The organism is Mycoavidus sp. HKI, assembly GCF_020023735.2.
GTDB lineage: Bacteria > Pseudomonadota > Gammaproteobacteria > Burkholderiales > Burkholderiaceae > Mycoavidus.
This window is the reverse complement of sequence record NZ_CP076444.2, coordinates 71,100-97,512: the sequence shown is the minus strand read 5'-3', so window position 1 is coordinate 97,512 and position 26,413 is coordinate 71,100. Positions and strand designations below refer to the sequence as shown.

Genomic DNA, 26,413 nt, shown 5'->3' with positions numbered 1-26,413 from the left:
CTAATACCATCATGAATCTCATCGAATTGATTATTTTGGCCGCTATTTGGGGCTCATCGTTTCTCTTCATGCGTATTAGCACGCCTGAGTTTGGTCCAATTGCGCTGATTGCATTGCGGGTTGGGATTGGTTCGCTCGTGCTGCTGCCGGTATTACGCACCGCCCTTGCCCGCGCGCACCTGCGCCAGTTTATATGGCCCCTCTTCATTGTAGGCATCACCAATTCTGCTGTGCCGTTTTGTTTATTTGCTTATTCAACGCTTACGCTCGACGCAGGCTTTGATTCGATCCTAAACACCACAACCCCGCTCTGGGGTGCGTTGATTGCTTATTTATGGCTACGCACGCCACTAACCAAAATGCAGATATTAGGCTTAGCGGTCGGGCTTACGGGTGTCATCATCCTGGTCGTCAGCAGAGTGCATGAAGGGGAAAAGACAACCGAACACGGTGTCCCGCTCACCCTTGCGATTGGGGCGGTGCTGAGCGCCACTTTACTTTATGCTTTTGCTACAAATTATTCTAAACAGCGACTAGCCGCCGTATCACCAGGCGTAGTCGCTTTTAGCAGTCAGTTTTTTGCTGCCATCACACTCTTGCCGCTAGCGCTACTTACTTGGCCAGAGCAGCCGATTGCCCTCAGCACATGGCATGCGGTTGGCGCGCTTGGCATCTTGTGTAGCGGTGTCGCGTATTTACTTTATTTTCGACTCGTCGCTCATGCCGGCGCATCGTATGCAATGTCGGTCGCTTTCTTGGTTCCTATTTTCGGGACATTATGGGGGGTGTACTTTCTGGGAGAGCAGCTAACAACCTCTATGGTGGTAGGGTGCATCACTATCTTGGCAGGGACTGCATTAGCTTCAGGAAAGATCAAGCGACTCATGCTTCCTGTCAGTTGGCGCTAGCCTGGATAGGGCAATTGTAGTGCGCAATTTAGAAAGGGGGCTCAGTGGCTTAACGACCACGCTTCATTTTTTATTCTCGGCAACTTGCCCAGCGATGCTATACGGGCAAGTTGCTCAGTGAACATTTACAGGGTGAAAGCTCTATTTAATGCTAGACAATGCCTGCCACTGTCCATTCACCACTTTATAAATCGTAATATCGCCATGCTTCAAATCGCCACGCGCATCATAAGCGAGCATTTTCATGGTGATTGACGGCATTTCAGTTTTAGCCAGCAAAGGTAAATATTTTGCCGGCTCGGTTGAGTCAGCTCTTTTCATTGCATTAAACATTGCCATCGCACCATCGTAGGCATAAGGCGCATAGGTTTGCGCATTTTCGTTAAAACGCTTTTTATATTTATCAGCATATTCCTTACCACCTGGCATTTCGTCAAGAGACTGTCCTGCCAATGAGGCCACAGTACCTTCGGCAGCTTTGCCGGCAAGCTTTAAAAAGGTCTCTGATTTAACCATCTCGCCGGCCATCAATACGGCTTTTATATCAAGCGCTTGCATCTGTTTAACCATCGGTGCCGCTTGTGCATCAGCGCCGCCATAGAAAATTGCTTGCGGGTTGACGCGCTTGAGCTTGGTTAGAACCCCCTTAAAATCAACGGCTTTATCGCTGCTATATTCACGGCCAATGATTTTGGCACCCGCAGCTTTAGCAGCTTTTTCGAATTGATCCGCTAAACCTTGACCATAAGCCGAGCGATCATCAACGATAGCAATCCTTTTAAAGCCGAGATGTTTGACTGCAAAAGCGCCAATCACCGCCCCCTGCTGAGTATCCGAAGTCATCATACGAAAGGTTGTTTTAAAACCTTGTTGGGTATATTCGGCCGCAGTCGCCATCGCGATTTGAGGAATGCCTGCATTGGCATAAATACGAGACGCCGGAATCGTAGTCCCCGAATTGAAATGACCTAGCATCCCTTTAATGCCCTGATCGACAAGCTTTTGCGCTACGGTAGTACCCGTGCGGGGATCCGCCTGGTCATCTGCCGTATTCAGCACGATCCGAATCGGCTTACCCGCAATTGTGGGTTTAGTTGCATTGAAATCTTCTACCGCAAGTAGGATGCTATTCTGGAAATCTTGGCCGTAATGTGCTTGCGCCCCCGTCAGCGGTGCCGCACACCCAATTTTTACCTCCTCGGCGGACTGTGCAAAAGCCACCATGCCCATGCCCATACACAACCCTGCTAGCATCATGCGTATTACTTGCTTAATCATTCGTTCCATTGGTCCCTCTGTGTTTTGATTGGTCAAATCGATATTAGCTCGTCTATCACCGAGCCTGTTTTAAAGGTGCTGGTTAAGTTTCGTTAAACTCAATTACGTGATCGTCATCAAACTTGCATTACCCCCCGCGGCCGCTGTGTTGAGGCTAATCGAGCTTTCGCTTAAAAGCCGCTCCAGGATGTAATCGTCTTCATTAGAAGCCAGTGCTCCAGTCGCCACGCTCTGTATGCCAATCAGCGGACCCGGGCGCGCAGCAATGCGCTTAACAAGCGTTTGTAACAGCGCCCGCTCCCCCTCGAATAATGCTGCATCAAACGGATCTTCAAGAGAGCGTTCTACGCTGACATGGTGCTTGAGGATTGCGGGAAGAGTCTGAACCCATGCCATATCAGGATGGTTGTGGCTAGGGTCAGCATGATGATGCGTGATGCCTGAGGCAAGCAGCGCATGATTCCCCGTGGCTAACGCGGCAGCCAGTTGTGCGCGCGCTCCGCTTAGCGTAGCTGCCTCGCACCTTACGGTCCCGCGGCACTTCAGCGAATAGGTGTTTTCTTCGCCCGTTGGGCCAGGTAGGATAAAGGTCGAGCCAACGATGATTTGTTTTAAGTAGCGCTCGCAACGCAGCGCGGTCAGCGCATCATTTTGTGCGGTCAGCCAATCACGGTATGCAGTCAATCTCGCCACCGCAGCATGAGTCGTTGCCGTCTCGACTAAGCTCCCGTTGCGCGAAGCTTGCCGCCACGTCAACCTAGCGGGTGCTTGCAAGGGCCGTTGCGACAGCAAGCGTAGCAAATAAAGCGGCCCCCCCGCCTTTGGCCCGGTCCCCGATAAACCTTCGCCACCAAATGGCTGTACGCCAACCACTGCACCAATCATATTACGGTTAATGTAGAGGTTGCCAACCCGCGCACCTTCGCTGACATAGGTAATGGTTTCATCAATCCGCGTATGCAGGCCAAGCGTTAGGCCATAGCCCGTGCGGTTAATCGCCTTAAGTAAGAGATCAAGAGCCGGACGGCGATAGCGGATAATATGCAACACGGGGCCAAATACTTCATGCTTTAATTCATTGATTGATTCAATTTCAATCAACGTTGGCAAGACGAAGGTGCCATTAGAAAAACCACCAGTGGCCGAGGCGTCAAGCAACCGTGGCTGAAACACTTTATGCCCTTTGGCACGCATGGTCTCGATATGGTTTTCAAGCGCCGCTTTAGCCGCCGCATCGATCACTGGGCCAACATCCGTCGCCAGATAACCCGGGTTGCCGATCACCAACTCTTGCATGGCCCCTTTGAGCATCGTCAAGATGCGCTCAGCAACCTCCTCTTGCACGCATAAAACCCGCAGGGCGGAGCAACGCTGGCCCGCCGAATCAAACGCCGACACCAGAACATCGGCGACGACTTGCTCGGCCAGCGCAGATGAATCCACAATCATGGCATTTTGCCCACCCGTTTCGGCGATCAATGGAATCGGTTTACCATAACCATCAAGCCGAGTAGCCAGCGTTCTCGCAATCAGCCTCGCCACTTCTGTTGAACCGGTAAACATCACGCCACTAATGCGCTCATCAGCAACCAGCGCTGCCCCCACTGTCTCGCCTGCGCCTGGCAACAACTGCACGACGCCAATCGGCACTCCCGCTTCGTGCAAGATCCGAACCGCCTGCGCCGCAATCAGCGGCGTCTGTTCAGCAGGCTTTGCCAGCACCGGATTGCCCGCTGCCAAGGCAGCAGAAATTTGTCCCATAAAAATTGCCAGCGGAAAATTCCACGGGCTAATGCAAACGATTGGTCCAAGCGGGCGATGCGTTTGGTTGGAAAATTCATGGTCGATTTGCGCCGCATAATAGCGTAAGAAATCAACCGCTTCACGTATTTCGGACACAGCGCTGGCCAGCGATTTACCAGCTTCTCGCACCAGTAAACTTATCAGCGTATATTTTTGCGCTTCAAGTAAATCGGCCGCCCGCGTCAGACACGCTGCACGCGCTACCGGCAGCGTCATTTGCCAACCAGGCGCTGCGGCACATGCAAGCGCCAGAGCAGCCTTCACGTCAGCTACGCTAGCGTCAATCATGGTACCGACAATGTCACCTTTATTAGCGGGGTTAAAACTATTGCGTACCGGGCTATTCCCGTCCATCTCTATGTCCGCCCCCAGGATAGGCGCTGCCTGCCATTTCATATTCATGCTGGCGTACAAAACAGAAGATAGCCGAGCGAGCTGATTTTCGTCCGATAAATCCAGGCCACTTGAATTAACGCGCTCATTCTTATAGAGATCACGCGGCAACACAATTTTCGGGTGGGCAGCCCCTAGCGGGGTAACCTTTAAAGCCTCTTCAATCGGATCGGCAATAAGTTCATCAAGGGTCACTGTTTCATCCGCGATGCGATTAACAAATGAAGTATTGGCCCCATTTTCTAGCAAACGCCTAACCAAATAGGCCAGTAAGCTTTCATACATGCCCACCGGCGCATAAATCCGGCATGGGCGTTTTATGCCACAGCGGTTATGGAGCGCTTCATAAAGTGGCTCCCCCATGCCATATAGACATTGAAACTCATATTGGCCCGCGTAATAATCCGGGCCGGCCAAATGGTAAATGGCCGCCAGTGTATGAGCATTATGGGTAGCAAATTGCGGATAGATCGCGGCTGGCGCGGCGAGCATTTTTCTGGCACAGGCAAGGTAAGAAACATCCGTATAGATTTTACGCGTATAGACCGGATATCCGTCTAGCCCGTCAATTTGCGCGCGCTTGATCTCGCTGTCCCAATACGCCCCTTTAACCAAACGCACCATCAACCGGCGCTGGCTGCGCACGGCTAAATCAATTAAGTAATCAATCACAAACGGGCAACGTTTCTGATACGCCTGGATCACAAAGCCTAAACCGTTCCAGCCTGCGAATGCCGGATCAAAACACAACGCCTCTAACAGATCAAGGGACAGCTCCAATCGATCTGCTTCCTCGGCATCGATATTTAACCCAATATTGTAATGATGAGCAAGCGCGGCGAGAGCATGCACGCGTGGCAAGAGTTCAGCCATAACACGATCTTTCTGCGCCCGCGTATAGCGTGGATGCAGCGCAGACAATTTGATTGAAATACCGGGTTTAGCATAAATATCATGCGCCCCAGCTACTTTGCCAATGGCGTGAATGGCTTGTTTATAAGCCGTAAAATAAGCTTGGGCATCTTCGTCTGTGAGCGCCGCCTCGCCCAGCATGTCATATGAATAAAGAAAATTGTGCGCTTCAAGTTTGCGGCTGTTGGTCAGTGCTTGAGCGATTGTCTCACCACACACAAACTGTTCGCCCATCAGTTGTATGGCGAACTCCACCCCTTTGCGAACCAATGGCTCGCAGCCTTTACCAATCAGTCGAGAAAGCGCAGCAAATAAACCTATCTCACTATGACTCGCGACTAATTTGCCGCTCAGCATTAAGCTCCAAGCCGCTGCATTCACAAATAACGAAGATTTTTGAGCGATATGCGATTTCCAGTCACCGTGGCTAATCTTATCTCGAATCAATGCTTCACGCGCAGCGCTATCAGGAATACGTAGCAACGCTTCGGCCAAGCACATCAAAGCCACCCCCTCTTGACTCGACAAGGAGAATTCGTGAAGCAATTCTTTAATGCCGCCGCCCACGGATTTAGTACGCAGCGCTTTAACCAATTCACCGGCAAGCGTACGCGCCGCAACACTTTGCTCAGCCGTTAAATGGGCTGCATCAATAAGAGGGATAATGGAATCAGCTTCTGGGCGCCGGTAGGCAGCTGTAATGGCTGCACGTAGCGACGATTGGGGTTGCTTGAGAGGTGTCAGCATCTTTTTTTGTTTCTTGAATGAGAAGCAAAGTTAGGCCAGTTTAATTAACCCATCTGGCTTAGTAAAGAAAAACTTACTTGTCCTTACTAAAGAGCTGGCTAACCTAATTTAGATATCAAGCGGATCTACTTCGAGCGACCAGCGCACAATCCCTTTGACTTTGAGCGTACGCAAATGAGGCTGCCATAAATGTAGTGCGCTTTGCAACGCGATGCGCGATGGACTCTCAAGCAACAATTGAGCCCGATGTACATTCATGACTTTAACTACGGCCATGGGTACGGGGTCATAACATGTTACCCGTTCAGCGCCAGACAAACCATTCAACAATTCTATCCCTTGCATCAGAAAAGCCTGTGCGGCTTCTAAGGTACGGGCCTCAGCACGGAGTAGCGCTTGGTAAACAAAGGGCGGCAAACGCGCCTGCCGCCGCTCCGCAAGGGTCGTCGCAGCAAAACCCGCATAGTCATGCCGGGCCAGCGCTTCATACAGAGGATGCTGCGGATAACGCGTTTGCAGCAGGACCTCACCTTGACCGGTGCGACCTGACCGTCCGCTGACTTGCATTAACTGGGCAAAGAGCCGCTCGCTCGCTCGAAAATCATGCGAAAACAGCGCCGTATCCGGATTCAATACGCCTACCAGGGTCACCCGCTTGAAATCATGTCCTTTTGCGATCATTTGCGTGCCAACTAGAATATCCGCCTCACCTGCATGTACCTCTGCGAATAACGCCTGCGCACTTCCTTTGCGGCGCGTACTATCCGCATCAATGCGTAAAATCCGAGCTGTCGGCAAAATCGCGGCGAGAGTCTCTTCAATTTTTTGTGTGCCTCGCCCGAGCGGAGCTAAATCAAGATTGCCACAGTCCGGGCAAGCACGCATGATAGGGGCTTGCCAACCGCAATGGTGACAGCGTAATTTCCGTTCAAGCTTATGCAGCACAGTATAAGCACTGCAGCGCACACAACCGGCGACCCAGCCGCATGCATCGCAAGCAAGTACGGGCGCATAGCCACGCCGGTTTAAAAAAATCAGACTTTGCTCGCCCCGTACTAAGCGTTCCTGCAGCGCCTTAACCAGAGAGGATGACAGCCCTGAGTTTGGGGCATGAGCCGTGTGACTGTTAGCGCCCATATTGACCAAACGCACCGTTGGCAGCACTGCCTCGGTATGCGCGCGCTGCGTCAGCGTTAGCCGGGTATAGCGGCCCTGTGCAACTTGCTGCCAGCTTTCAAGCGACGGTGTCGCCGAGCCCAGCACAATTGGAATATTCAGTTGTTTCGCACGCCAAACGGCCAAATCACGCGCAGAATAACGCAACCCTTCTTGCTGTTTATAAGCCGCTTCATGCTCTTCATCCACGACAATCAACGACAGCCTTGGCAACGACGCTAACACGGCTAGCCGGGTCCCCAACACGATACGCGCCTGCCCTGTATGTGCGGCCAGCCAATGCCGCGCACGCACACCTTCGGCTAAACCACTGTGCAAAGTGACAATGGCTTGCGCGGGCCAAGCCGAAAAGCGCGCTCGGAAGGCCTTTTCAAATTGGGGCGTTAGATTAATTTCAGGTACCAACACCAGCACCTGAGCCAAAGGGTCACGCGCCAACAAACCGGCCACCATTTGCAAGTAGACTTCCGTCTTACCGCTACCCGTTATCCCATATAGTAAAAAAGGGGAAAAACCTCGCGCTGAATTTAGCGTGCGCAACACCTCCGTTTGCTCAGGGGTTAGAGTACGCTCCACAATGAGCGGTGCTTGGGCGTCCGCCATGATGGGGAGAACGGCTGGCGCACCAGCCTTAGGCTCGCCACTTAACGGTACGAGAGAAGCCGGGATCAACAGCCGCTGCCAGCGTTTTGCATTGCGTAGCGCTGGCGGCAGCGATGGTAATGCGACTTCACCTAGTGAGCGTTGGTAATAATCAGCGGCAAAGGCCAATAATGCCAACCATTGAGTTGACAGCGGCGGACAATCAGCCCAAATAGCCTCGAGCGTACGTAAGCGTTCAGTGGGTATGTCACTATGTTCGACCACCTCACATACTAATCCGACTAAGGACCGCCTACCAAACGGTACAGACACCAACTGACCGGGTTGAGGCGCCGGCAAAATAGTGCAAAGGTAATCAAACAGCGTTGGGATAGGTTGGTCTAAGGCGACACGAACAATTAAGCGACTCATTACAGAGGTTTGCACGCAATCTCCAAAACGACGCGTTTGATATACGAAATCAACAGATCAAATTTAAAGTAATGCATACAATAAACAGCTAACTACCGGATTTCTTGGCTTTTTTTGAGCTTTCCACAAATCCTGTGGATAACTTTGTTGAAAACTCGCTCTTTAGCCGCTGAAAAGGCCAAGACAAAGGCTTTACCTTAGTTTGCCCAGTTTCGAAGCAATTTTCACAAATCCTTATTAATCAACCACTTAGAAAAAGACAACGGTACTCTTTTGCCATTTATAAAAAATTTGACCCGCCTCTTGCAATAGGCGGGCTAATTGTGTATAAGTCACTCACTTAGCCAATCGGCCTATCCCCTGATAGAATCTACCTAGGAACCGACTGAGTACTCATTCAAGACTTAGGCTCGGCGCCGACTTCGCGCAATGAGCGGCTATAAGAATGAACTTCATCGACCATTTCAGCCACATGCTCAGGAGGCGTTAAGGGCAAGATACCATGGCCAAGATTGAAAATATGGCCGGCCTGATCGCCATAACTATCCAGGATTGAACGCACTTCGGCACGAATGGCAGCCGGCGAGGCAAATAGCACCGTTGGATCGAGGTTGCCCTGTAAGGCCACACGATGGCCAACACGCTCACGGGCGTGGGCAAGATTCACCGTCCAGTCAAGACCAACCGCCTGCGCACCAATAGCCGCAATTTCCTCTAGCCATTGGCCACCACCTTTAGTAAACACAATCACCGGTACTTGCTCACCATTATGTTCACGCTTTAGGTTTTGGATAACAGCTCTAGTATAGGCCAGAGAAAACTGCTGAAATTTACCATCAGCCAACGCTCCGCCCCAGGTATCGAAGATCATCACAGCTTGCGCTCCCGCCTCGATTTGCGCATTGAGATACGCCGCGACAGCCTGCGCATTAATCTCAAGTATGCGGTGCAACCAAGCCGGATGCTGATAGAGCATCGCTTTAACCAGACGAAAATTGTCAGAGCCGCCGCCTTCGACCATGTAACAAGCAAGCGTCCACGGACTACCAGAAAAACCTATCAGCGGTACGCGCTGCTGGCCATTGGCATTAGTCAGCGCGCGCCGGATCTGGGTAACGGCATCGGTCACATAAGACAGGGTCGAATCAATTGCCGGTACCGCCAGCCGCGCGATATCAGCTTCGGTCCGCAGCGGACGGGCAAAACGCGGGCCTTCACCGGTTTCAAAGCTTAGACCAAGCCCCATCGCATCAGGAATAGTCAAAATGTCCGAAAAAAGAATCGCCGCATCAAGAGGGTAACGCTCTAGTGGCTGTAATGTCACTTCAGTAGCGTAGTCAGGATTTTTCGCCAGTGCCAGAAAACTGCCAGCGCGGGCGCGTATGCGGTTGTATTCAGGCAGATAGCGACCCGCCTGGCGCATTAACCAAACCGGCGTATGGTCGGTGGGCTCGCGTTTAAGCGCACGTAAGAACGTATCGTTTGATACAGACTGCAACATTTTATTACTCCTAAAACCGCTTAAATCCACCAGAATGCCACTAACGGTTTCAGCACAGATGTGCAGTAACGGTTGGTCGTCCTCAACGCTAACCCCGTAGCGTGAGGCTTCAGCGGGCCTCTTAGGCCCGCTTTTTTATTCTAGTCAATGCTTGTTGCCAACCATCTTGCGTGGCTGTACCCAGGCATCGAACTCAGCCTCGCTGACATGGCCAAGAGCCAGCGCCGCGACTTTTAAAGTGGTGCCTTCACGGTGGGCTTTTTTCGCGATTTGTGCTGCTTTGTCATAGCCGATATGTGGGTTTAGGGCGGTAACCAACATCAAGGATTCGTTTAACAACGCATCAATACGGTCACGGTTTGGTTCAATGCCAATAGCACAGTGGTCGTTAAAGCTTTGCGCGCCATCTGCGAGTAACCGAATCGATTGCAACACGTTATGCGCAATCATGGGCCTGAATACATTCAATTCAAAATTACCGCTTGCGCCACCGAAGTTGACTGCCACGTCATTACCAAATACTTGGCAGCACAACATGGTCACGGCTTCTGCCTGGGTTGGGTTAACTTTGCCCGGCATGATTGAGCTACCCGGCTCATTTTCTGGAATCAACAATTCACCCAAGCCACAACGCGGCCCACTCGCTAGCCAACGGATATCATTGGTGATTTTCATCAAACCGGCAGCCACGGTCTTCAGCGCGCCATGCGCATGCACCAGTGCATCAGCCGCCGCCATGACTTCAAATTTATTGGGTGCGCTGACAAAGGGAAGGCCGGTGAGTGAGCTAATTTCTGCGGCAACTTTATCGGCAAAAGCTGGGTGCGCATTGAGGCCAGTGCCAACGGCGGTACCGCCCAAAGCGAGCTCATACAAATGAGGCAGAGCCGCCGCCAAATGGCGCATTCCCTGCTCAAGCTGTGCCACATAACCAGAGAATTCTTGACCAAGCGTAAGCGGCGTCGCATCTTGTAAGTGGGTGCGCCCGATTTTAACGATATCCGTAAAAGCCTGCGCCTTCGCCGCCAATGTATCACGCAGCGTTTTTAAGGCCGGCAATAATGTATTCGCAATCCCATCCGCAGCCGCAACATGCATCGCGGTTGGGAAGACATCATTGGACGATTGCCCTCGATTGACGTCATCATTCGGATGGATCTTACGCGCCTCTCCGCGCTCGCCGCCCGTTAATTCACTCGCACGGTTCGCAATCACCTCATTCAGATTCATATTCGTCTGAGTGCCTGAACCCGTTTGCCAGACCACCAACGGAAATTCATCAGGGTGCAGGCCGGCGATGATTTCGTCAGCAGCCTGAACAATGGCATTCGTTTTATCAGCAGGTAATAGATCAAGCGCATGATTCACGGTGGCGGCTGCGCGTTTAACCTGGGCGAGCGCTCGAATCAATTCAGGCGCTTGTTTTTCATTTGAGATTTTGAAATTGTGCCGTGAGCGTTGCGTCTGTGCACCCCATAAGCGAGCGGCAGGTACAGCGATGTCACCAAATGTGTCACGTTCAATGCGAGTTTTTTCTTTCATGTGCGGAAGTCTGGACGGCTAAGAAGAACAAGCCGAACATTATATACCGACTCAAAAGGCTTCAAACTTATTCAAAAGAGTTTATTGAGCGTGACGGCAGCACTCATTACGCCAATCATAATGAATGTCAGTCTAATGGTTAGAGTGAGTCCAAATTTATCGAGCTTAGCGTCAAAACGCTCTGCCATCGCATGCATATCTTTACGCAACATCTCATGCTTGGCATTCAAGTCCCTGCGCAATATCTCATGCTTGGCATCCAAGTCCTTGCGTAACATCTCATGTTTGACAAATTTCAGCGTGTCAAAAACTACAAGAGCCATTGCCCCCTGTAGTTCTCTCAAATCTAGCGTATGTGGCATTTTTCAACTCATATAAGATTTTCTGTCGCTCATAGAGACAGAAATGTTAACTTAACGAGTTAATATTAAACCAAATTTAAGAGGTGCGCAAGCTAACTTCGATTCCGACGTAATCGCTGAATAGCGGCTAACTGAGCTGCCGCATAAGCCAACTCCGCTTGGGCCGTCGCATATTCAACGTTTGAACCCGTATTTTGTAGGGCCTCTTCAGCCTCGCGGCGCGCTTGCTCAGCTTTTGCTTGATCAAGGTCTTGGCCGCGAATGGCTGTATCAGCTAACACAGTCACCACGCCCGGTTGAACCTCAAGTATGCCGCCAGCGACAAAGATAAACTCTTCAGCGCCACCCTCCAACTCAATCCGCACTGCGCCAGGACGGATCCGAGTCAGTAATGGGACATGGCCAGGCAAAATACCCAACTCACCTTCTTCGCCCGGAAGTGCAACAAATTGCGCCTGCCCCGAGAAGATTTGCTCCTCGGCGCTGACGACGTCTACTTTGATGGTTGCCATATAAATTCCTGCGTGAAACCCGCTTTACTGGATTGTCTTCGCTTTTTCAAACGCTTCGTCAATCGTGCCAACCATATAAAATGCTTGCTCAGGCAAGTGGTCACATTCACCATCAGCAATCATCTTGAAGCCACGAATCGTTTCGGCGAGTGGCACATATTTACCTGGCGCACCGGTAAAGACTTCCGCCACATGAAACGGTTGCGATAAGAAGCGCTGCATTTTACGCGCGCGAGAAACGGCTAACTTATCTTCTGGTGCAAGCTCATCCATGCCAAGAATCGCGATGATGTCGCGCAGTTCTTTATAGCGCTGCAAAATCGCTTGCACGCGGCGGGTGATCGTATAGTGCTCTTCACCAATCACGTTTGGATCAATCTGACGTGAAGTTGAATCGAGTGGATCCACTGCCGGGTAAATACCCAATGAAGCGATGTCGCGGGATAACACAACCGTCGCATCCAGGTGACCAAAGGTCGTAGCCGGCGAAGGATCGGTCAAGTCATCGGCGGGCACATACACTGCCTGCACCGAGGTAATCGAGCCTTTCTTCGTTGAGGTAATACGCTCCTGTAGGCGGCCCATTTCTTCGGCCAGGGTTGGCTGATAACCCACGGCGGATGGCATCCGGCCAAGTAAAGCGGAGACCTCAGTACCCGCTAACGTGAAGCGGTAAATATTGTCGACGAAGAACAAGACATCACGCCCCTCATCACGGAAGTGCTCGGCCATGGTCAAACCCGTTAAGGCTACACGCAAGCGATTGCCTGGCGGCTCGTTCATTTGACCATAGACTAACGCAACCTTGTCAAGCACGTTGGAGTCTTTCATCTCGTGGTAAAAGTCATTACCTTCACGAGTCCGCTCGCCAACCCCGGCAAAGACGGAATAACCACCATGCTCTTTCGCAATATTGTTAATCAACTCCATCATATTAACCGTCTTGCCGACCCCAGCACCACCAAATAGTCCGACCTTACCGCCCTTGGCAAATGGGCAGATTAAATCGATCACTTTAATGCCGGTTTCAAGCAATTCAGTGGACGGAGAGAGTTCGTCAAACTTAGGGGCTTTTTGATGGATTGAACGCTGATGCTCGCTATCAATTGGACCCGCCTCATCGATCGGCCGACCCAACACGTCCATAATGCGGCCCAACGTTGGTTTACCGACCGGTACTTGAATCGAGTTACCGGTATTTTTAACTGTCAGACCGCGACGCAAACCTTCAGATGAGCCTAGGCAGATCGTGCGCACGACGCCGTCACCAAGCTGTTGCTGCACCTCAAGAATGAGTTCGGAGCCTTCTAGCATCAGTGCATCATAAATTTTAGGCATCTGTGCGCGCGGAAATTCGACATCAATCACCGCACCGATGCACTGTACGATTTTGCCTTCTGCCATCGTGGTACTCATCAATTTTCCTTTAGCTATCTTTAAAGATTTTAGAATGGGTTGCTATGCCCATCAGATCATGTTTTGGGCCATTACAAAAGACCGTTAAACCGCTGCCGCACCACTTACAATTTCGGACAATTCCTTCGTAATGGCGGCTTGGCGGCTTTTGTTGTAGACCAACTGCAAATCGTTGATCACCGTCTTGGCATTATCCGAGGCTGCTTTCATCGCAACCATACGGGCCGACTGTTCAGACGCCATATTTTCCGCTACGGCTTGATAAACTAGCGTCTCGACATAACGTAGCAGCAATTCATCGACCACCGCTTGCGCGTCTGGCTCGTAAAGGTAGTCCCATGCATGAGGCTGACTAGCCTGCGCAATATGCTGCGCCGTAAGCGGCGTCACATTATGCTCACTACGCTGGCTAAATCGCTCACCGGCCAACGGCAATAACTGCTCGATCACCGGTTCTTGTTTCATTGTATTAACGAAACGAGTGTAGGCTAGGTACACTGCATTGAGCTTGCCTTGGGCATAAGCGTCAAGCTGTACTTTAACCGCGCCAATTAATTTTTCCAGGTGCGGGGTGTCGCCCAACTGCACCACATGCGAGGTTATTTTGACGCCCATACGGCTCAAAAAACCAAAGCCCTTGCCACCAATTGCAGTGGCTTCAATCCGCAAACCTTGCGCTTCAAGCGTTTTAAACTTTGCCACCGCGGCACGCAAAATATTTGTATTCATACCGCCGCACAACCCTTTATCGGTTGTCACCAGAATGACGCCGGCTTGCTTGGCAGCTTGATTTTGCGTGATGAACGGGTGCTTGTATTCGAGACTCGCCTGACTCATATGAGCCGCAATCTCTCGTACTTTTTCAGCATAGGGACGAGCCGCGCGCATACGCTCTTGCGCCCGGCGCATCTTTGAGGCCGCCACCATTTCCATCGCTTTGGTGATCTTACTCGTGTTTTGGACACTTTTGATCTGGCCGCGAATTTCTTTCATGCCCGCCATTCATCACTCCTGATTTTGCTTTGAAAGCCAGCTCTTGCGTGCGCCCAGCCTTCTATGCTCCGCATTTTGCGCATCAGAGACCTCAAGCGATTGACCGTTTAAAATCTTTAAGCACTGCGTGTAGCGCAGTTTCATCACTTGCCGAGAGCTCTTTTTTCTGCTCAATACGCTGCACCAAATCAGCATGGCTGATTTTGAGGTGTTCGCGCAAGCTTTTTTCAAAGCTAGCGACTGCGTTGACTTCAATCTCGTCAAGATAGCCATTATTTGCAGCGAAGAGCGCAACCGCCAGCTCCCATACTTGTAATGGATTATATTGCGGCTGTTTAAGCAACTCCGTCACCCGACGGCCACGCTCAAGCTGTTTGCGCGTAGCTTCATCTAAATCAGACGCAAATTGTGCAAACGCCGCCAACTCGCGATATTGCGCGAGGTCGGTTCGAATCCCGCCTGACAATTTTTTAATGATCTTAGTTTGTGCAGCACCGCCAACACGTGAGACCGAAACCCCCGCATTAATCGCCGGCCGAATGCCCGCATTAAAGAGATCGGTCTCCAAAAAGATCTGACCATCAGTAATCGAGATAACGTTGGTTGGCACAAAGGCGGTTACGTCACCCGCCTGGGTTTCAATCACTGGCAGCGCCGTCAGTGAACCACTTTTACCTTTTACTTTGCCTTCGGTAAATTTCTCAACGTAGGCTTCGCTGACCCTTGCCGCCCGCTCAAGCAAGCGCGAATGTAAATAAAATACATCACCGGGGTAGGCTTCACGGCCAGGTGGCCGGCGCAATAGCAGCGAAATTTGACGGTACGCCCAGGCTTGCTTAGTTAAATCATCGTAAATAATCAATGCATCTTGGCCACGGTCACGGAAATATTCTCCCATCGTGCAACCTGCATAAGGCGCGATATATTGCATCGCAGCCGAATCTGAGGCGGCAGCACTGACAACGATGGTATATTCAAGCGCACCATGCTCTTCAAGCTTGCGCACCACATTCATCACCGACGCTGCTTTTTGACCAATCGCAACGTAAATACAGGTCAGATTTTTACCTTTTTGATTAATAATGGTGTCGATTGCGACTGCAGTTTTACCTGTTTGGCGATCACCAATAATCAATTCGCGCTGGCCACGGCCAATCGGCACCATTGCATCAATTGATTTCAGCCCTGTTTGCACAGGTTCTGAAACAGATTTACGCCAAATCACGCCTGGCGCAATCTTTTCAATTGCATCGGTTTCTTTGGCATTAATCGGGCCCTTGCCGTCAATTGGTTGACCCAACGCATCGACTACGCGACCAATCAACTCTGGCCCAACAGGCACCTCAAGAACGCGGCCCGTGCACTTTACGATATCGCCTTCAGAAATATGCGTGTACTCGCCCAAGATAACCGCGCCCACTGAGTCACGCTCAAGATTTAACGCAAGGCCAAAAGTCTGCCCAGGAAATTCAAGCATTTCGCCTTGCATCACATCAGAAAGTCCATGAATGCGACAGATCCCGTCCATTACGGATAAGACGGTTCCCTGATTGCGAAGCTCAGTGCCAGCTGTAAGACCTTGAATCCGCGTCTTAATAAGTTCACTCACTTCCGCAGGGTTAAGCTGCATATTTTGCTCCTAATCATTCAATTCTGTGAAAGCCATCTGCTATGCTGTGAGCGCTGAACGCATCTGCGCTAACCGTGTGCGCACTGACGTATCATGCACTTTATCGCCAACCGTGACGCAAATCCCGCCAATCAGAGCCGGGTCTATTGTCACATGCGGCTTGAGCTTACAGCCAAATTTGCGCTCTAGCGCGACCAGCAATGTTGACAACGCTTCGCCCTCAAGCTCAAAAGCACTGGTAATCAGCGCATCTGCAGCACCTTCGCTGGCGTTTTTCAGTGCGTCAAACTGTGTCGCGATTTCATTTAAAACATGAAGCCGGTGCATATCAGTAAGTATTTGCACAAGGTTTTTAAGCTGCCCGGCTTGTTCAGCAGCAGGCAAAGTCACCCCCGACAGCAGCAATTCGTAAATTTGCGCACGCTCTATCTTAGGGTTAGTTACCACTGCATGCACTTCAGGCAAACTAGCGATATGCGCCAATTGCTGCAACCAGCCAGACCAAGCGGCAAGGTCACTGCCTTGCGCCACCTGAAAAAGCGCTTCAGCATAAGGGCGAGCGAGTGTAGCGAGTTCCGCCATAGTTAAAGCTCGGTTTTGAGTTGCTGCAATAATGCAGCATGCGCTTTACTGTCAATTTCGCGCCGTAAAATTTGTTCGGCGCCCTTAACTGCGAGTTCAGCAACCTCATTACGCAATGCTTGCCGGGCAGCCACAAATTGCTGCTCAGCTTGCGCCTGGGCTTGCGCCACAATGCGCGCCGCCTCGCTTTGCGCATTACGCTTGATTTCCTCAGCGGCTACCTGGGCCCGCTTTTCGGCTTCAGCAACACGTTGTTGACCTTGCTCGCGCGCTTGCACAAGGGTCTGTTCAACCTGCTTATTCACCACGGCCAACTCAGCTTTGCCCTTTTCCGCCGCGGCCAAGCCGTCGGCGATTTTCTGGGTGCGCTCATCCAGTGCATTGATCAACGGAGGCCACACGAATTTCATCGTAACCCATGCGAGGATCAAAAACACCACCGCTTGCGCAACGAGGGTTGCGTTAATATTCACGATGTGCCCTTATTCTGAAAATACACTGGGTTCTTTAGCTTGCCAATGGCGCAAGCAATGGATTAGCAAAAGCAAACAACATTGCAACCCCAACGCCAATCAGAAAGGCCGCATCGATCAAACCCGCTAGCAAAAACATTTTAGTTTGCAGTGGGTTCATCAATTCTGGCTGACGTGCGCAAGCCTCGATATATTTACCGCCCATTAACGCAATACCAATACATGCGCCAATTGCGCCTAGACCAATAATAATGCCGATCCCTATCGCAGTGAGTCCTTGGATATTGGAGATAAAAGCTTGCATGACAACTCCTTTATTTAAAATTTAAAACAAAAATTAATGACTATCGTGTGCTTGACCCAGATACACCAGCGTCAGCATCATAAAAATAAATGCCTGCAACAACACAACTAAGATATGGAATATTGCCCACAAACTTCCGGCCAGCACATGACCAACAAAACCAAAAATAGAGGCATCTAAACCGAAACTCCACAAACTACCAAGCAGGGCAATCAACAAGAACAACAACTCTCCAGCATACATATTGCCAAAGAGCCGCATACCCAGTGAAATGGTCTTAGCAAGATATTCAATAACATTGAGCAATAAGTTAAAAGGCCATAGTGCAGGGTGCTTACCGAAAGGCGCCGACAGCAGTTCACGTGTAAAGCCACCCACACCTTTTACTTTAACACTGTAATACAACATTAAAAGCAATACCCCTAGGGCGATCCCTAAGGTCGCATTTAGATCAGCGGTCGGGACAATACGGTGATTAGGAATCACGCTGGCTAAGCCAAGCCAGCCAATTATTTTCGCTGGTAAATCAACGGGCAGCAAATCTAGCGCATTCATCAGCGCGACCCAAAGAAATACCGTTAAGGCAAGTGGCGCAATAAAGCGGCGGCTACCATGAATCATTGATTTCGATTGGCTTTCGACCATCTCAACCAGAATTTCAATAGCACACTGGAAGCGGGATGGCACGCCACTGGTTGCACGCCGCGCTGCAAAATAAAGCACGCCAATCGTAACCAAACCCATTAGCACCGACCAAAATAGGGTATCTATATGCCATACTGAAAAATCCACAATTGAAGTTTGTGGCTTATTCGAAAAATTCTGCAGATGGTGCCCAATGTACCCAGAGGGGTTTAGGGTATGAGTTGCTGTATCGGCCGTCATATCTCAAATTTACGTTTTTAACTCAATTCAACAAAATTCTCTGTGCGATTATCCGCATTTGCGTTACCTTCACCGCAAAATCAGCGCGCCCCAATATACTTTAAGCACGACAATGTAAGTCACCAGTAAAGCCAGCCAATTTATCGCGGGAAGAAAAACCCCTGCTGCGACAAACATCGCAATGGTCAGGCCAATCTTCATTACCTCGCCCACCACCCAGCTTGCTGCCGATACTCGTGTACTTAAGCGCAATGCAAACAAAGCAGCGGGTATCCAGCCGATTGCTCCGCCGGTTAAAGCAGATAGCACGGCATTGCCTGGCTTACTAGCAAACGCTCCAAATAGCACGGCCATCGTAACAGACAAAGCTATTTGCGCCTGCACAACTTTGAATGGAGTGATCCGCATTGAGCGCTTCATTTAAACCGCTAAGCGGAAGAACAAAAGGATCCTCATCTGTTTGCCACTTTTACAAGGCTGGCATAAGCGAGATCGCACGCTATAAACAAACAGCGCGGGCAATTGTAAGCGATTCTGTGTCAGAGCTCAAGTTTTTGTATTAAGTGATTTTTTAATCAAGAGAGAAGTTTTTGTAACTCTCTAGTCCTGATGAACACGTAGACGCTCAATAATGCCTTCAAGCGCATCAAGTCCACCAAAATCAATCGTTAACTGGCCTTGACCTTTACGTTTTAATTTGATTTTAACTGTTGCCGCTAACGCATCAGAGAGTTCTTCTTCAAGCCGCATAAGATCTTGCCCTTTTTCATGCGCCCGTTTAGGTGACGCTAGGGTCGATTTAAGCGAGGCCGTTACCAGTTTTTCAGCCTCACGCACAGACAGCCGTCGATTAACAATCTGGTTAGCAAGTGTGATCTGCGCAGCAGCATCCACGGCCAACAGCGCTCGTGAATGCCCCATATCCAGATCTCCAGCAACCAGCATAACTTGCACTGGCTGCGCTAGATTAAGTAAGCGCAATAAATTTGACACTGCGCTACGCGAGCGGCCAACCGCTTGCGCCGCTTGTTCATGGGTAAAATCAAATTCATTTAATAGGCGTTGAATCCCTTGTGCTTCTTCCAGCGGATTTAGATCTTCACGCTGGATATTTTCAATCAAGGCCATTGCTGCAGCAGCTTGGTCAGGAACATCCCTGACCAGGACCGGCACTTCACTCAGTCCTGCCAAGCCTGCCGCCCGAAAGCGCCGCTCACCCGCAATGATTTCATAGTTGTCACTGTTCCTAAGCGGACGTACTAAAAGCGGCTGGATTAAACCCTGGGCACGAATACTGGCTGCAAGCTCTTGCAATGCACTTTCGTCCATTCTGGTACGCGGCTGATATTTACCGGGCTGCAATTGCGCGAGTCGCAATGTAGTTGGGCGGCCTTCTTGAGGTGCGCTATCAAGCACATGAACTCCCGCGCCTAGCAAACTTTCAAGTCCGCGTCCCAAACCCTTTTTTCTGCTTACTGCATTCATTTCGCTCTCTTTCGTTTCTATTTTGCCCGAATACGCTTAATCATCTCGACGCCAAATTGCATATAAGCTTGTGCGCCTCGGGAGTTTCGATCAAAAACCACGCCAGGCATGCCATGACTAGGCGCTTCTGCTAGCCGCACATTGCGCGGAATAATGGTATTAAACACTTTATCGCCAAAATGCTGCTCGAGTTGATCGGATACTTGTTGTTGTAACGTAATCCGTGAATCGAACATGACCCGTAATAAACCAATAATTTGCAGCTCACGGTTGAGATTGGCATGCACACGCTTAATCGTGTCGATTAAATCAGAAAGACCCTCAAGCGCAAAATACTCACATTGCATTGGGATAATTACGCCATTAGCGCAACATAAGCCATTGAGCGTAAGTAATGATAATGCGGGTGGACAATCGATTAAGATGAAATCATATTCCGCACTAACGGTAGCAATCGCATTTTTAAGTTGTCGCTCTCTTTGAGGACGGTTAACAAGCTCAATTTCAGCACCAGCGAGCTCACGGTTAGCAGGTAGCACATCATAGCCTGCTGCTGATTTTACGCGTACCTCGGCAAATGCTGTGCCATCCACTAAAACATCATAAAGCGTAGATTCACACTGCGTCTTGTCAATACCACTGCCCATCGTTGCATTGCCCTGCGGATCAAGATCAACTAACAAGACGCGCTGCTTATGCGCAGCTAGACTAGCAGCAAGATTGACCGTGGTGGTGGTTTTACCAACCCCACCTTTTTGGTTTGCAACGCAAAAGATTTTAACCATTATCTAGCCTTTTATTTCAAGCGCCAAGCTTGATTTGAACAAGATGCCGTTTCGCATCAAGGAACGGAACCGCAAGCTCAATCATATTGACGACCTTCGCATCAGCCGGTAAGGCCTCTATTTCTGTTGCCGGCTGGGTGCCTTTCATTGCCCAGATTGAACCGCCTGGGGCTAACAAATGGCGAGCAAGTGAGACAAAATCCGCTAATTTAGCAAAAGCACGGGAAAGAATGATATCAAACGGCTGCTCAACCTCAACGCCTGGCTGCAATGACTCAATCCGGCCTGTTACAACGGCAACATTTGGCAAGGCGAGCGTTACTTTGGCTTGCTGCAAGAAAGCCGTTTTCTTGTGAACAATATCATTCAACGTCACCTTCCAAGCGGGTTGCGCAATCGCCAAGACAACCCCTGGCAAACCACCACCAGAGCCAACATCAAGCAAATTTGATGGGGCACACCGGCTAAGGTGGGGCAGAATGGCTAATGAATCCAGTAAATGTTGGACTAACATCTGATACGGATCACGGATCGCGGTTAGATTATAGACCCGGTTCCACTTCGTAAGTAATTCAAGATAAGCCAGCAAACGCGTTTGCTGGTTGTCATTCAGTACAACACCTGCTGCCATAGCGCCTTCATTAAGCGTATTGGCAAGCAACCGTGAATTTATTTGCATATTGTTTTTAAATAAAGCGAAATCAATTGAACCATATAGCTCAATTTATCAAGCCTTCGATTGTTGGTTATTATTTGTTTCCGCGGAATTTAACTGGATATTTTGATTAAATTTCTTTTTCAAATGAACCATCAAAAGTGAAATCGCGGCAGGCGTCACGCCGGAAATTCGTGAAGCTTGCCCTATGGTTTCCGGTTGATATTGATTTAATTTTTGGCACACTTCAACCGACAAACCACGAACCTTAGTGTAATCAAACTTATTGGGTAGGCTGGTATTTTCATGTGCCTCATTCCGTTCAATCTCGTTCGCCTGGCGCTCAATATACCCTTCGTATTTAAGACTGATTTCTACCTGCTCTTGGATTTGTTGCCTTAGGTACTCATCATCCGCTAGCGCTTCCGTAGGGACATAAACACTATTTTGCATCGCCATAAGCGCCGTATAACTAATACCTGGACGTCGTAACAGATCGGCAAGGCTATATTCGTGTTCAATAGGCTTACCTAATAATGAAGTTGCCTCTTCTGCTGATAGTGTCTTTGGAGTCACACGAATTGATTTTAGTCTTTTTGTTTCACGTGAAACAGCTTCGCGCTTGCGGCTAAAAATTTCCCAACGAACTTTATCAACAACACCTAAATTCCAGCCTATTTCAGTTAAACGCATATCAGCATTGTCTTCCCTCAAACTGAGCCTATATTCAGCCCGGCTTGTAAACATTCTATAAGGCTCACAGACACCACGTGTCACTAAATCATCAATCAATACGCCTAAATAAGCTTGATCGCGGCGTGGAACCCAGGCCGATTTTTCTTGAACTTTAAGCGCTGCATTTATCCCCGCCAAAAGCCCTTGTGCAGCCGCTTCTTCATAGCCAGTTGTGCCATTAATTTGGCCAGCAAAGAAGAGATTTTGAATGGCTTTTGTTTCTAATGATGCTTTTAAGCCACGTGGATCAAAATAATCATATTCAATCGCATAGCCTGGCCGCAAAATATGCGCATGTTCCAGTCCAGACATCGAACGTACAAGTTCTAATTGAACATCAAAAGGCAAACTTGTGGAAATTCCATTTGGGTAAATTTCATGCGTCAACAACCCTTCTGGCTCAAGAAAAATTTGATGCGCAGTTTTATCTGCAAAACGGTGAATTTTATCTTCAATGGATGGACAGTAGCGTGGCCCGGTTCCTTCAATCACTCCTGTATACATCGGTGATCTATCTAAGCTTGCACGAATGATGTCATGCGTGCGCTGATTAGTGTGGGTTATCCAGCATGATAATTGAGCAGGGTGTTGGTGAGCATGTCCGATAAAAGAAAAAATTGGAGTCGGGTTATCTCCTGGTTGCTCTTGCAGCTTTGAAAAATCAATAGTACGGCCATCAATCCGCGGTGGGGTTCCTGTTTTCAACCGTCCTTGCGCGAGCTTCAATTCTTTAAGACGTGCAGAAAGTTGAACTGCGGCTGGATCGCCTGCGCGACCACCAGAATGATGATTTAATCCAACATGAATTTTTCCATCTAAGAACGTACCCGCAGTGAGCACGACTGATCGCGCGCTAAAATGGATACCTAACTGGGTTTGAACACCAGTTACTCGATCACCTTGAACTATTAAATCAGTCACAGCTTGCTGAAATAAATGCAAATTAGGCTGAGTTTCTAAACGATGACGGATCGCTTGTTTATATAACACGCGATCGGCTTGAGCCCGAGTCGCTCGCACTGCTGGGCCTTTTGATGAGTTAAGTGTACGAAACTGGATGCCCGCCTCATCTATTGCTAGGGCCATTGCTCCCCCTAACGCATCAATTTCTTTAACCAGATGTCCCTTGCCAATTCCGCCAATTGACGGATTACAGCTCATTTGGCCTAAAGTTTCAATATTATGGGTTAACAGCAGTGTGTTACAACCCATACGAGCGCTAGCTAAAGCCGCTTCTGTACCAGCGTGGCCACCGCCGACAATAATGACATCGAATTCTGTTGGATAAAGCATTGCATTTCACACGTTGTCGCGTGAACCTTCAAAATTTTTGGTCTTTTATTATAACGGTTAAAGACTTCACATAAATAATGTTTTTTGATGACTGTTTCACGTGAAACAATTTCTACTCATTGACCTAAACAACTCATCTTACTTATCCACAAAAGGCTGTGGATAAGTAGACTCTAATCCTGAGGAAATGATGTGGACGCATTCTGGATAACTCCCTCTTTTTCAACTTCAGAAAAAAGTTATCCTCTTTATCCACTTCCCCATACGATATTTTTACAAGCGCTTATATATCTTCTATCCACTTGATTTCAAAGCGAAAAATCTACTTTTCCACAGAAATCTTGGAGGCTTATTGTTACTACTATTTGTATATATAAAGCTATTATAAAAACCAGTAAACCTAGACAACTCGCCTTCCAACGCCAAATACTTATCTTTATTTCAAATGAAAATCTTCCCAAAAGCTGTGGCACAATAAGGGCTCTCCAAATGTATCAAGCCACTCTGTTCACTAAAAATAGTAAGAGGGCTATTGCCTTTTAATGCATTCGCTTAGCTCGTAGAACAACTAATGTGCATTGATAGGTATCCGTATCAAGCACTATGCAAGTACGTAGATCCAACTTCTGCAACATTGTTTAACCAAGGAAAGTTACTGATGAAATCGGCGTTTTCATATTTGCCTCATTGGCCACTCGTTCCAGATGCAGTGTTTTGGGTAGGGCTGACTCTACTAACAGCAGGTTTATGTGGTGAATTGTGCTGGAAAGCATGGCGTCTGCCACGCATTACAGGCTATAGCATTATCGGCTTGCTTGCAGGTTCGGCAGGCTTTGGCGTGATTGATAGTGCGCTAGCCAATGATGCGCGATTTTTAATGGACGTAGCACTTGGAATGCTGCTCTTTGAATTAGGTAGCCGGCTTAGCTTACGATGGATTCGTAAGAATCCATGGCTGATTGCAACCAGCCTTGCTGAAGCCACATTAACCTTCGCTATGGTGATGATCGTATTGCAACTGATAGGTGTTCCACTGATGACAACAACAGTGATCGCGTCTATTGCAATTGCAACTTCACCTACAATGGTCATCCAGTTAAAAAATGAACTTAAAAGCGAGGGACAAGTTACCGAAAGATTACTCGCATTGACCGCGCTAAATAGTATGTATGCGGTGGTCCTGTTAGAACTTGTATCAACTTGGATGCACCAAGAATACTATGGCAATCTATTTGCTACGCTAACTGAGCCCTTGTATCTTATCGTAGGCTCACTCGCGGTAGCCTATGTGCTTGCGCGTAGCTGTCGGCGGGTCAATTTACAAGACGAGCATTCGTTTGTTATCTTAATTGGACTCGTACTACTAGCCATTGCGATTACCCACATGCTAGAGCTCTCGACTCTTCTCGCTTTGCTCGCGGCTGGCATTATTCTTAAAAATTTCGATCCGCGTCCACAGTTATGGCCAGCACACTTCGGTACCGCAGGCTGGCTTTTAACGGTAGTCCTTTTTGTTATTACGCTGATTTCATTTAAATGGAGCTACGTAGCTCTTGGCGGGTTTGCGGCGCTGGCGATGATTGCTGCACGTATGCTGGCAAAACTGATTGGCGTTTTAACTTTTGCTAAGCCGAGTGGAATTAATGTAAAACAGGGTGTGGTACTTGGTTTAGCACTAGCACCAATGTCTGCCTTTGCTTATCTGTTAGTTGAAAATACTTATAATCTTTATCCAGATTTTGATCCGCAATTACGAGCAATTATGCTGTGCGCAATTGTCATCTTGCAATTATTCACGCCGCTTCTGGTCTATTCGAGCCTATCGTCTATCGGTGAACGAAGGCAATAAAAATTATCCGGGACGGCCCTTTTAGAGGGTTGTTCTAAATAGGAGTTAGCTTGACAATGAGTCTTGAACCTTTTAACCCATCTAAGCCGTTTACTTTTGGTATAGAGCTTGAAATTCAACTCGTTAACACACACGATTATGATCTAACTAAAGCCGCCTCAGATCTGATGCGGCTGGTTAAGGATCAAAAAGTGCCAGGTGATATCAAACTTGAGATCACAGAGAGCATGATCGAAATGGCAACTGGTATTTGCACCAATTACCATCAAGCATTGACTGATTTGGGAGTACTCCGTGATGTATTGGTCACGGCAGCTGAAAAACTGAATATTGGCTTATGTGGCGGTGGCACCCATGCATTTCAGCGCTGGCATGACCGGCAGATTTCCGATGAACCACGTTTTCACTATATATCGGAACTGTACGGCTATCTTGCAAAACAATTTACTATATTTGGCCAGCATGTTCACATTGGTTGCCCAGACGCAGACAGCTCGCTTTTTTTGCTTCATTCATTATCACGCTATATCCCGCATTTTATTGCCCTATCGGCATCATCGCCCTTCGTGCAAGGAGCAGATACGGGTTTTCATTCAGCCCGACTGAATTCAGTATTTGCTTTTCCAATGAGTGGCCGTGCACCTTTTGCGCTGACTTGGTCTGATTTTGAAGAATATTACGCAAAGATGATCAGTACCGGCGTAATTCAGAGCATGAAGGATTTTTATTGGGATATTAGACCAAAACCTAACTTTGGCACAGTTGAAGTTCGCGTGATGGATACGCCATTATCAGTAGAAAAAGCAGCCGCCATTGCTTGCTATATTCAGGCGCTGGCACGCTACTTATTGCTTGATAGGCCATTAACACTGCATGAAGACGATTACCTAGTTTACAACTTTAACCGATTTGAGGCGTGCCGCTTTGGACTTGCAGGGATGAATGTTAATCCACAAAGCGGCGAGCGGCGTACGATTGCACAAGATATCATGATGACCCTTGATGTGCTTATGCCACACGCACAAGAATTAGAGTGTACAGACGCGCTTGAAGTGGTGCGCAAGCTTGCTCAAGAGCAGACAAATGATGCGACCTGGCTGCGCGAGGTATATCGCGAGCAAGGCTCTTTGCATGAAACAGTGCGCCAACAATGTCAGCTTTGGCGTAATTGACATCTGCT

General features: G+C 49.0%; 21 protein-coding genes and 1 pseudogene. 3 read left to right on the top strand and 19 right to left on the bottom strand.

Annotated features, from left to right (window positions below):
* Window positions 1–11 precede the first annotated feature (11 nt).
* A complete protein-coding gene (locus tag KMZ15_RS00205) occupies window positions 12–908 on the top strand; it encodes a DMT family transporter (protein WP_223692919.1) in 897 nt (298 codons plus the stop codon).
* A 141-nt stretch (window positions 909–1,049) separates the two neighbouring features.
* On the opposite strand, the gene KMZ15_RS00200 is transcribed toward KMZ15_RS00205, so the two are convergent.
* The 19 genes and pseudogenes from KMZ15_RS00200 to mnmG all read right to left on the bottom strand — a co-directional run bounded on the left by KMZ15_RS00200 (window position 1,050) and on the right by mnmG (window position 23,384).
* Window positions 1,050–2,165: a branched-chain amino acid ABC transporter substrate-binding protein gene (locus KMZ15_RS00200; protein ID WP_223694825.1), complete on the bottom strand. Its 1,116-nt coding sequence runs from the start codon at window positions 2,163–2,165 to the stop codon at window positions 1,050–1,052.
* Window positions 2,166–2,288: 123 nt separating this feature from the next.
* A pseudogene (gene putA / locus KMZ15_RS00195) lies at window positions 2,289–6,023 on the bottom strand (trifunctional transcriptional regulator/proline dehydrogenase/L-glutamate gamma-semialdehyde dehydrogenase); the annotation flags it as partial.
* A 126-nt stretch (window positions 6,024–6,149) separates the two neighbouring features.
* Window positions 6,150–8,231, bottom strand: a complete 2,082-nt coding sequence (locus KMZ15_RS00190) for a primosomal protein N' (protein ID WP_223692917.1) — start codon at window positions 8,229–8,231, stop codon at window positions 6,150–6,152.
* Window positions 8,232–8,628: 397 nt separating this feature from the next.
* Window positions 8,629–9,732: a uroporphyrinogen decarboxylase gene (gene hemE, locus KMZ15_RS00185; RefSeq protein WP_223692915.1), complete on the bottom strand. Its 1,104-nt coding sequence runs from the start codon at window positions 9,730–9,732 to the stop codon at window positions 8,629–8,631.
* Between the two features lie 144 nt (window positions 9,733–9,876).
* Window positions 9,877–11,274: a class II fumarate hydratase gene (fumC, locus tag KMZ15_RS00180; protein ID WP_223692914.1), complete on the bottom strand. Its 1,398-nt coding sequence runs from the start codon at window positions 11,272–11,274 to the stop codon at window positions 9,877–9,879.
* A 71-nt stretch (window positions 11,275–11,345) separates the two neighbouring features.
* On the bottom strand, window positions 11,346–11,597 hold the full coding sequence (locus KMZ15_RS00175) for a hypothetical protein (RefSeq protein WP_223692911.1): 252 nt from the start codon (window positions 11,595–11,597) through the stop codon (window positions 11,346–11,348).
* Between the two features lie 131 nt (window positions 11,598–11,728).
* On the bottom strand, window positions 11,729–12,148 hold the full coding sequence (locus tag KMZ15_RS00170; RefSeq protein ID WP_045363887.1) for a F0F1 ATP synthase subunit epsilon: 420 nt from the start codon (window positions 12,146–12,148) through the stop codon (window positions 11,729–11,731).
* Window positions 12,149–12,172: 24 nt separating this feature from the next.
* Complete coding sequence (atpD, locus tag KMZ15_RS00165) at window positions 12,173–13,564, bottom strand: F0F1 ATP synthase subunit beta (RefSeq protein WP_223692909.1); 1,392 nt, start codon at window positions 13,562–13,564, stop codon at window positions 12,173–12,175.
* 84 nt (window positions 13,565–13,648) lie between these two features.
* On the bottom strand, window positions 13,649–14,566 hold the full coding sequence (atpG, locus tag KMZ15_RS00160) for a F0F1 ATP synthase subunit gamma (RefSeq protein ID WP_223692907.1): 918 nt from the start codon (window positions 14,564–14,566) through the stop codon (window positions 13,649–13,651).
* Window positions 14,567–14,648: 82 nt separating this feature from the next.
* Window positions 14,649–16,187: a F0F1 ATP synthase subunit alpha gene (atpA, locus tag KMZ15_RS00155; protein WP_223692904.1), complete on the bottom strand. Its 1,539-nt coding sequence runs from the start codon at window positions 16,185–16,187 to the stop codon at window positions 14,649–14,651.
* Window positions 16,188–16,226: 39 nt separating this feature from the next.
* Entirely contained in the window at window positions 16,227–16,769 is a 543-nt protein-coding gene (locus KMZ15_RS00150; RefSeq protein ID WP_223692902.1) for a F0F1 ATP synthase subunit delta, read from the bottom strand.
* A 2-nt stretch (window positions 16,770–16,771) separates the two neighbouring features.
* Entirely contained in the window at window positions 16,772–17,242 is a 471-nt protein-coding gene (locus tag KMZ15_RS00145; protein WP_223692899.1) for a F0F1 ATP synthase subunit B, read from the bottom strand.
* 34 nt (window positions 17,243–17,276) lie between these two features.
* Window positions 17,277–17,546 carry a F0F1 ATP synthase subunit C gene (gene atpE, locus KMZ15_RS00140; RefSeq protein ID WP_223692896.1) on the bottom strand — a complete coding sequence of 90 codons (270 nt, stop codon included), beginning with the start codon at window positions 17,544–17,546 and terminating at the stop codon, window positions 17,277–17,279.
* Between the two features lie 33 nt (window positions 17,547–17,579).
* Window positions 17,580–18,431 (bottom strand): F0F1 ATP synthase subunit A, encoded by an 852-nt coding sequence (atpB, locus tag KMZ15_RS00135; protein WP_223692894.1) that lies wholly within the window; start codon window positions 18,429–18,431, stop codon window positions 17,580–17,582.
* Window positions 18,432–18,500: 69 nt separating this feature from the next.
* Window positions 18,501–18,851, bottom strand: coding sequence for an ATP synthase subunit I (locus KMZ15_RS00130; RefSeq protein ID WP_223692892.1), 351 nt, complete (start codon window positions 18,849–18,851; stop codon window positions 18,501–18,503).
* A gap of 180 nt (window positions 18,852–19,031) precedes the next feature.
* Window positions 19,032–19,916 (bottom strand): ParB/RepB/Spo0J family partition protein, encoded by an 885-nt coding sequence (locus KMZ15_RS00125; protein ID WP_223692890.1) that lies wholly within the window; start codon window positions 19,914–19,916, stop codon window positions 19,032–19,034.
* A gap of 17 nt (window positions 19,917–19,933) precedes the next feature.
* Window positions 19,934–20,701 (bottom strand): ParA family protein, encoded by a 768-nt coding sequence (locus tag KMZ15_RS00120; RefSeq protein ID WP_223692888.1) that lies wholly within the window; start codon window positions 20,699–20,701, stop codon window positions 19,934–19,936.
* Between the two features lie 16 nt (window positions 20,702–20,717).
* A complete protein-coding gene (gene rsmG, locus KMZ15_RS00115) occupies window positions 20,718–21,380 on the bottom strand; it encodes a 16S rRNA (guanine(527)-N(7))-methyltransferase RsmG (protein ID WP_223692885.1) in 663 nt (220 codons plus the stop codon).
* A gap of 48 nt (window positions 21,381–21,428) precedes the next feature.
* The gene (mnmG, locus tag KMZ15_RS00110; protein WP_223692883.1) at window positions 21,429–23,384 is read right to left on the bottom strand and encodes a tRNA uridine-5-carboxymethylaminomethyl(34) synthesis enzyme MnmG; all 1,956 of its coding nucleotides are present in this window, start codon (window positions 23,382–23,384) and stop codon (window positions 21,429–21,431) included.
* A 658-nt stretch (window positions 23,385–24,042) separates the two neighbouring features.
* Here mnmG and KMZ15_RS00105 point away from each other — a divergent pair.
* Entirely contained in the window at window positions 24,043–25,233 is a 1,191-nt protein-coding gene (locus tag KMZ15_RS00105) for a cation:proton antiporter (protein WP_223692881.1), read from the top strand.
* 56 nt (window positions 25,234–25,289) lie between these two features.
* On the top strand, window positions 25,290–26,405 hold the full coding sequence (locus tag KMZ15_RS00100) for a YbdK family carboxylate-amine ligase (protein ID WP_223692879.1): 1,116 nt from the start codon (window positions 25,290–25,292) through the stop codon (window positions 26,403–26,405).
* Window positions 26,406–26,413: the final 8 nt, after the last annotated feature.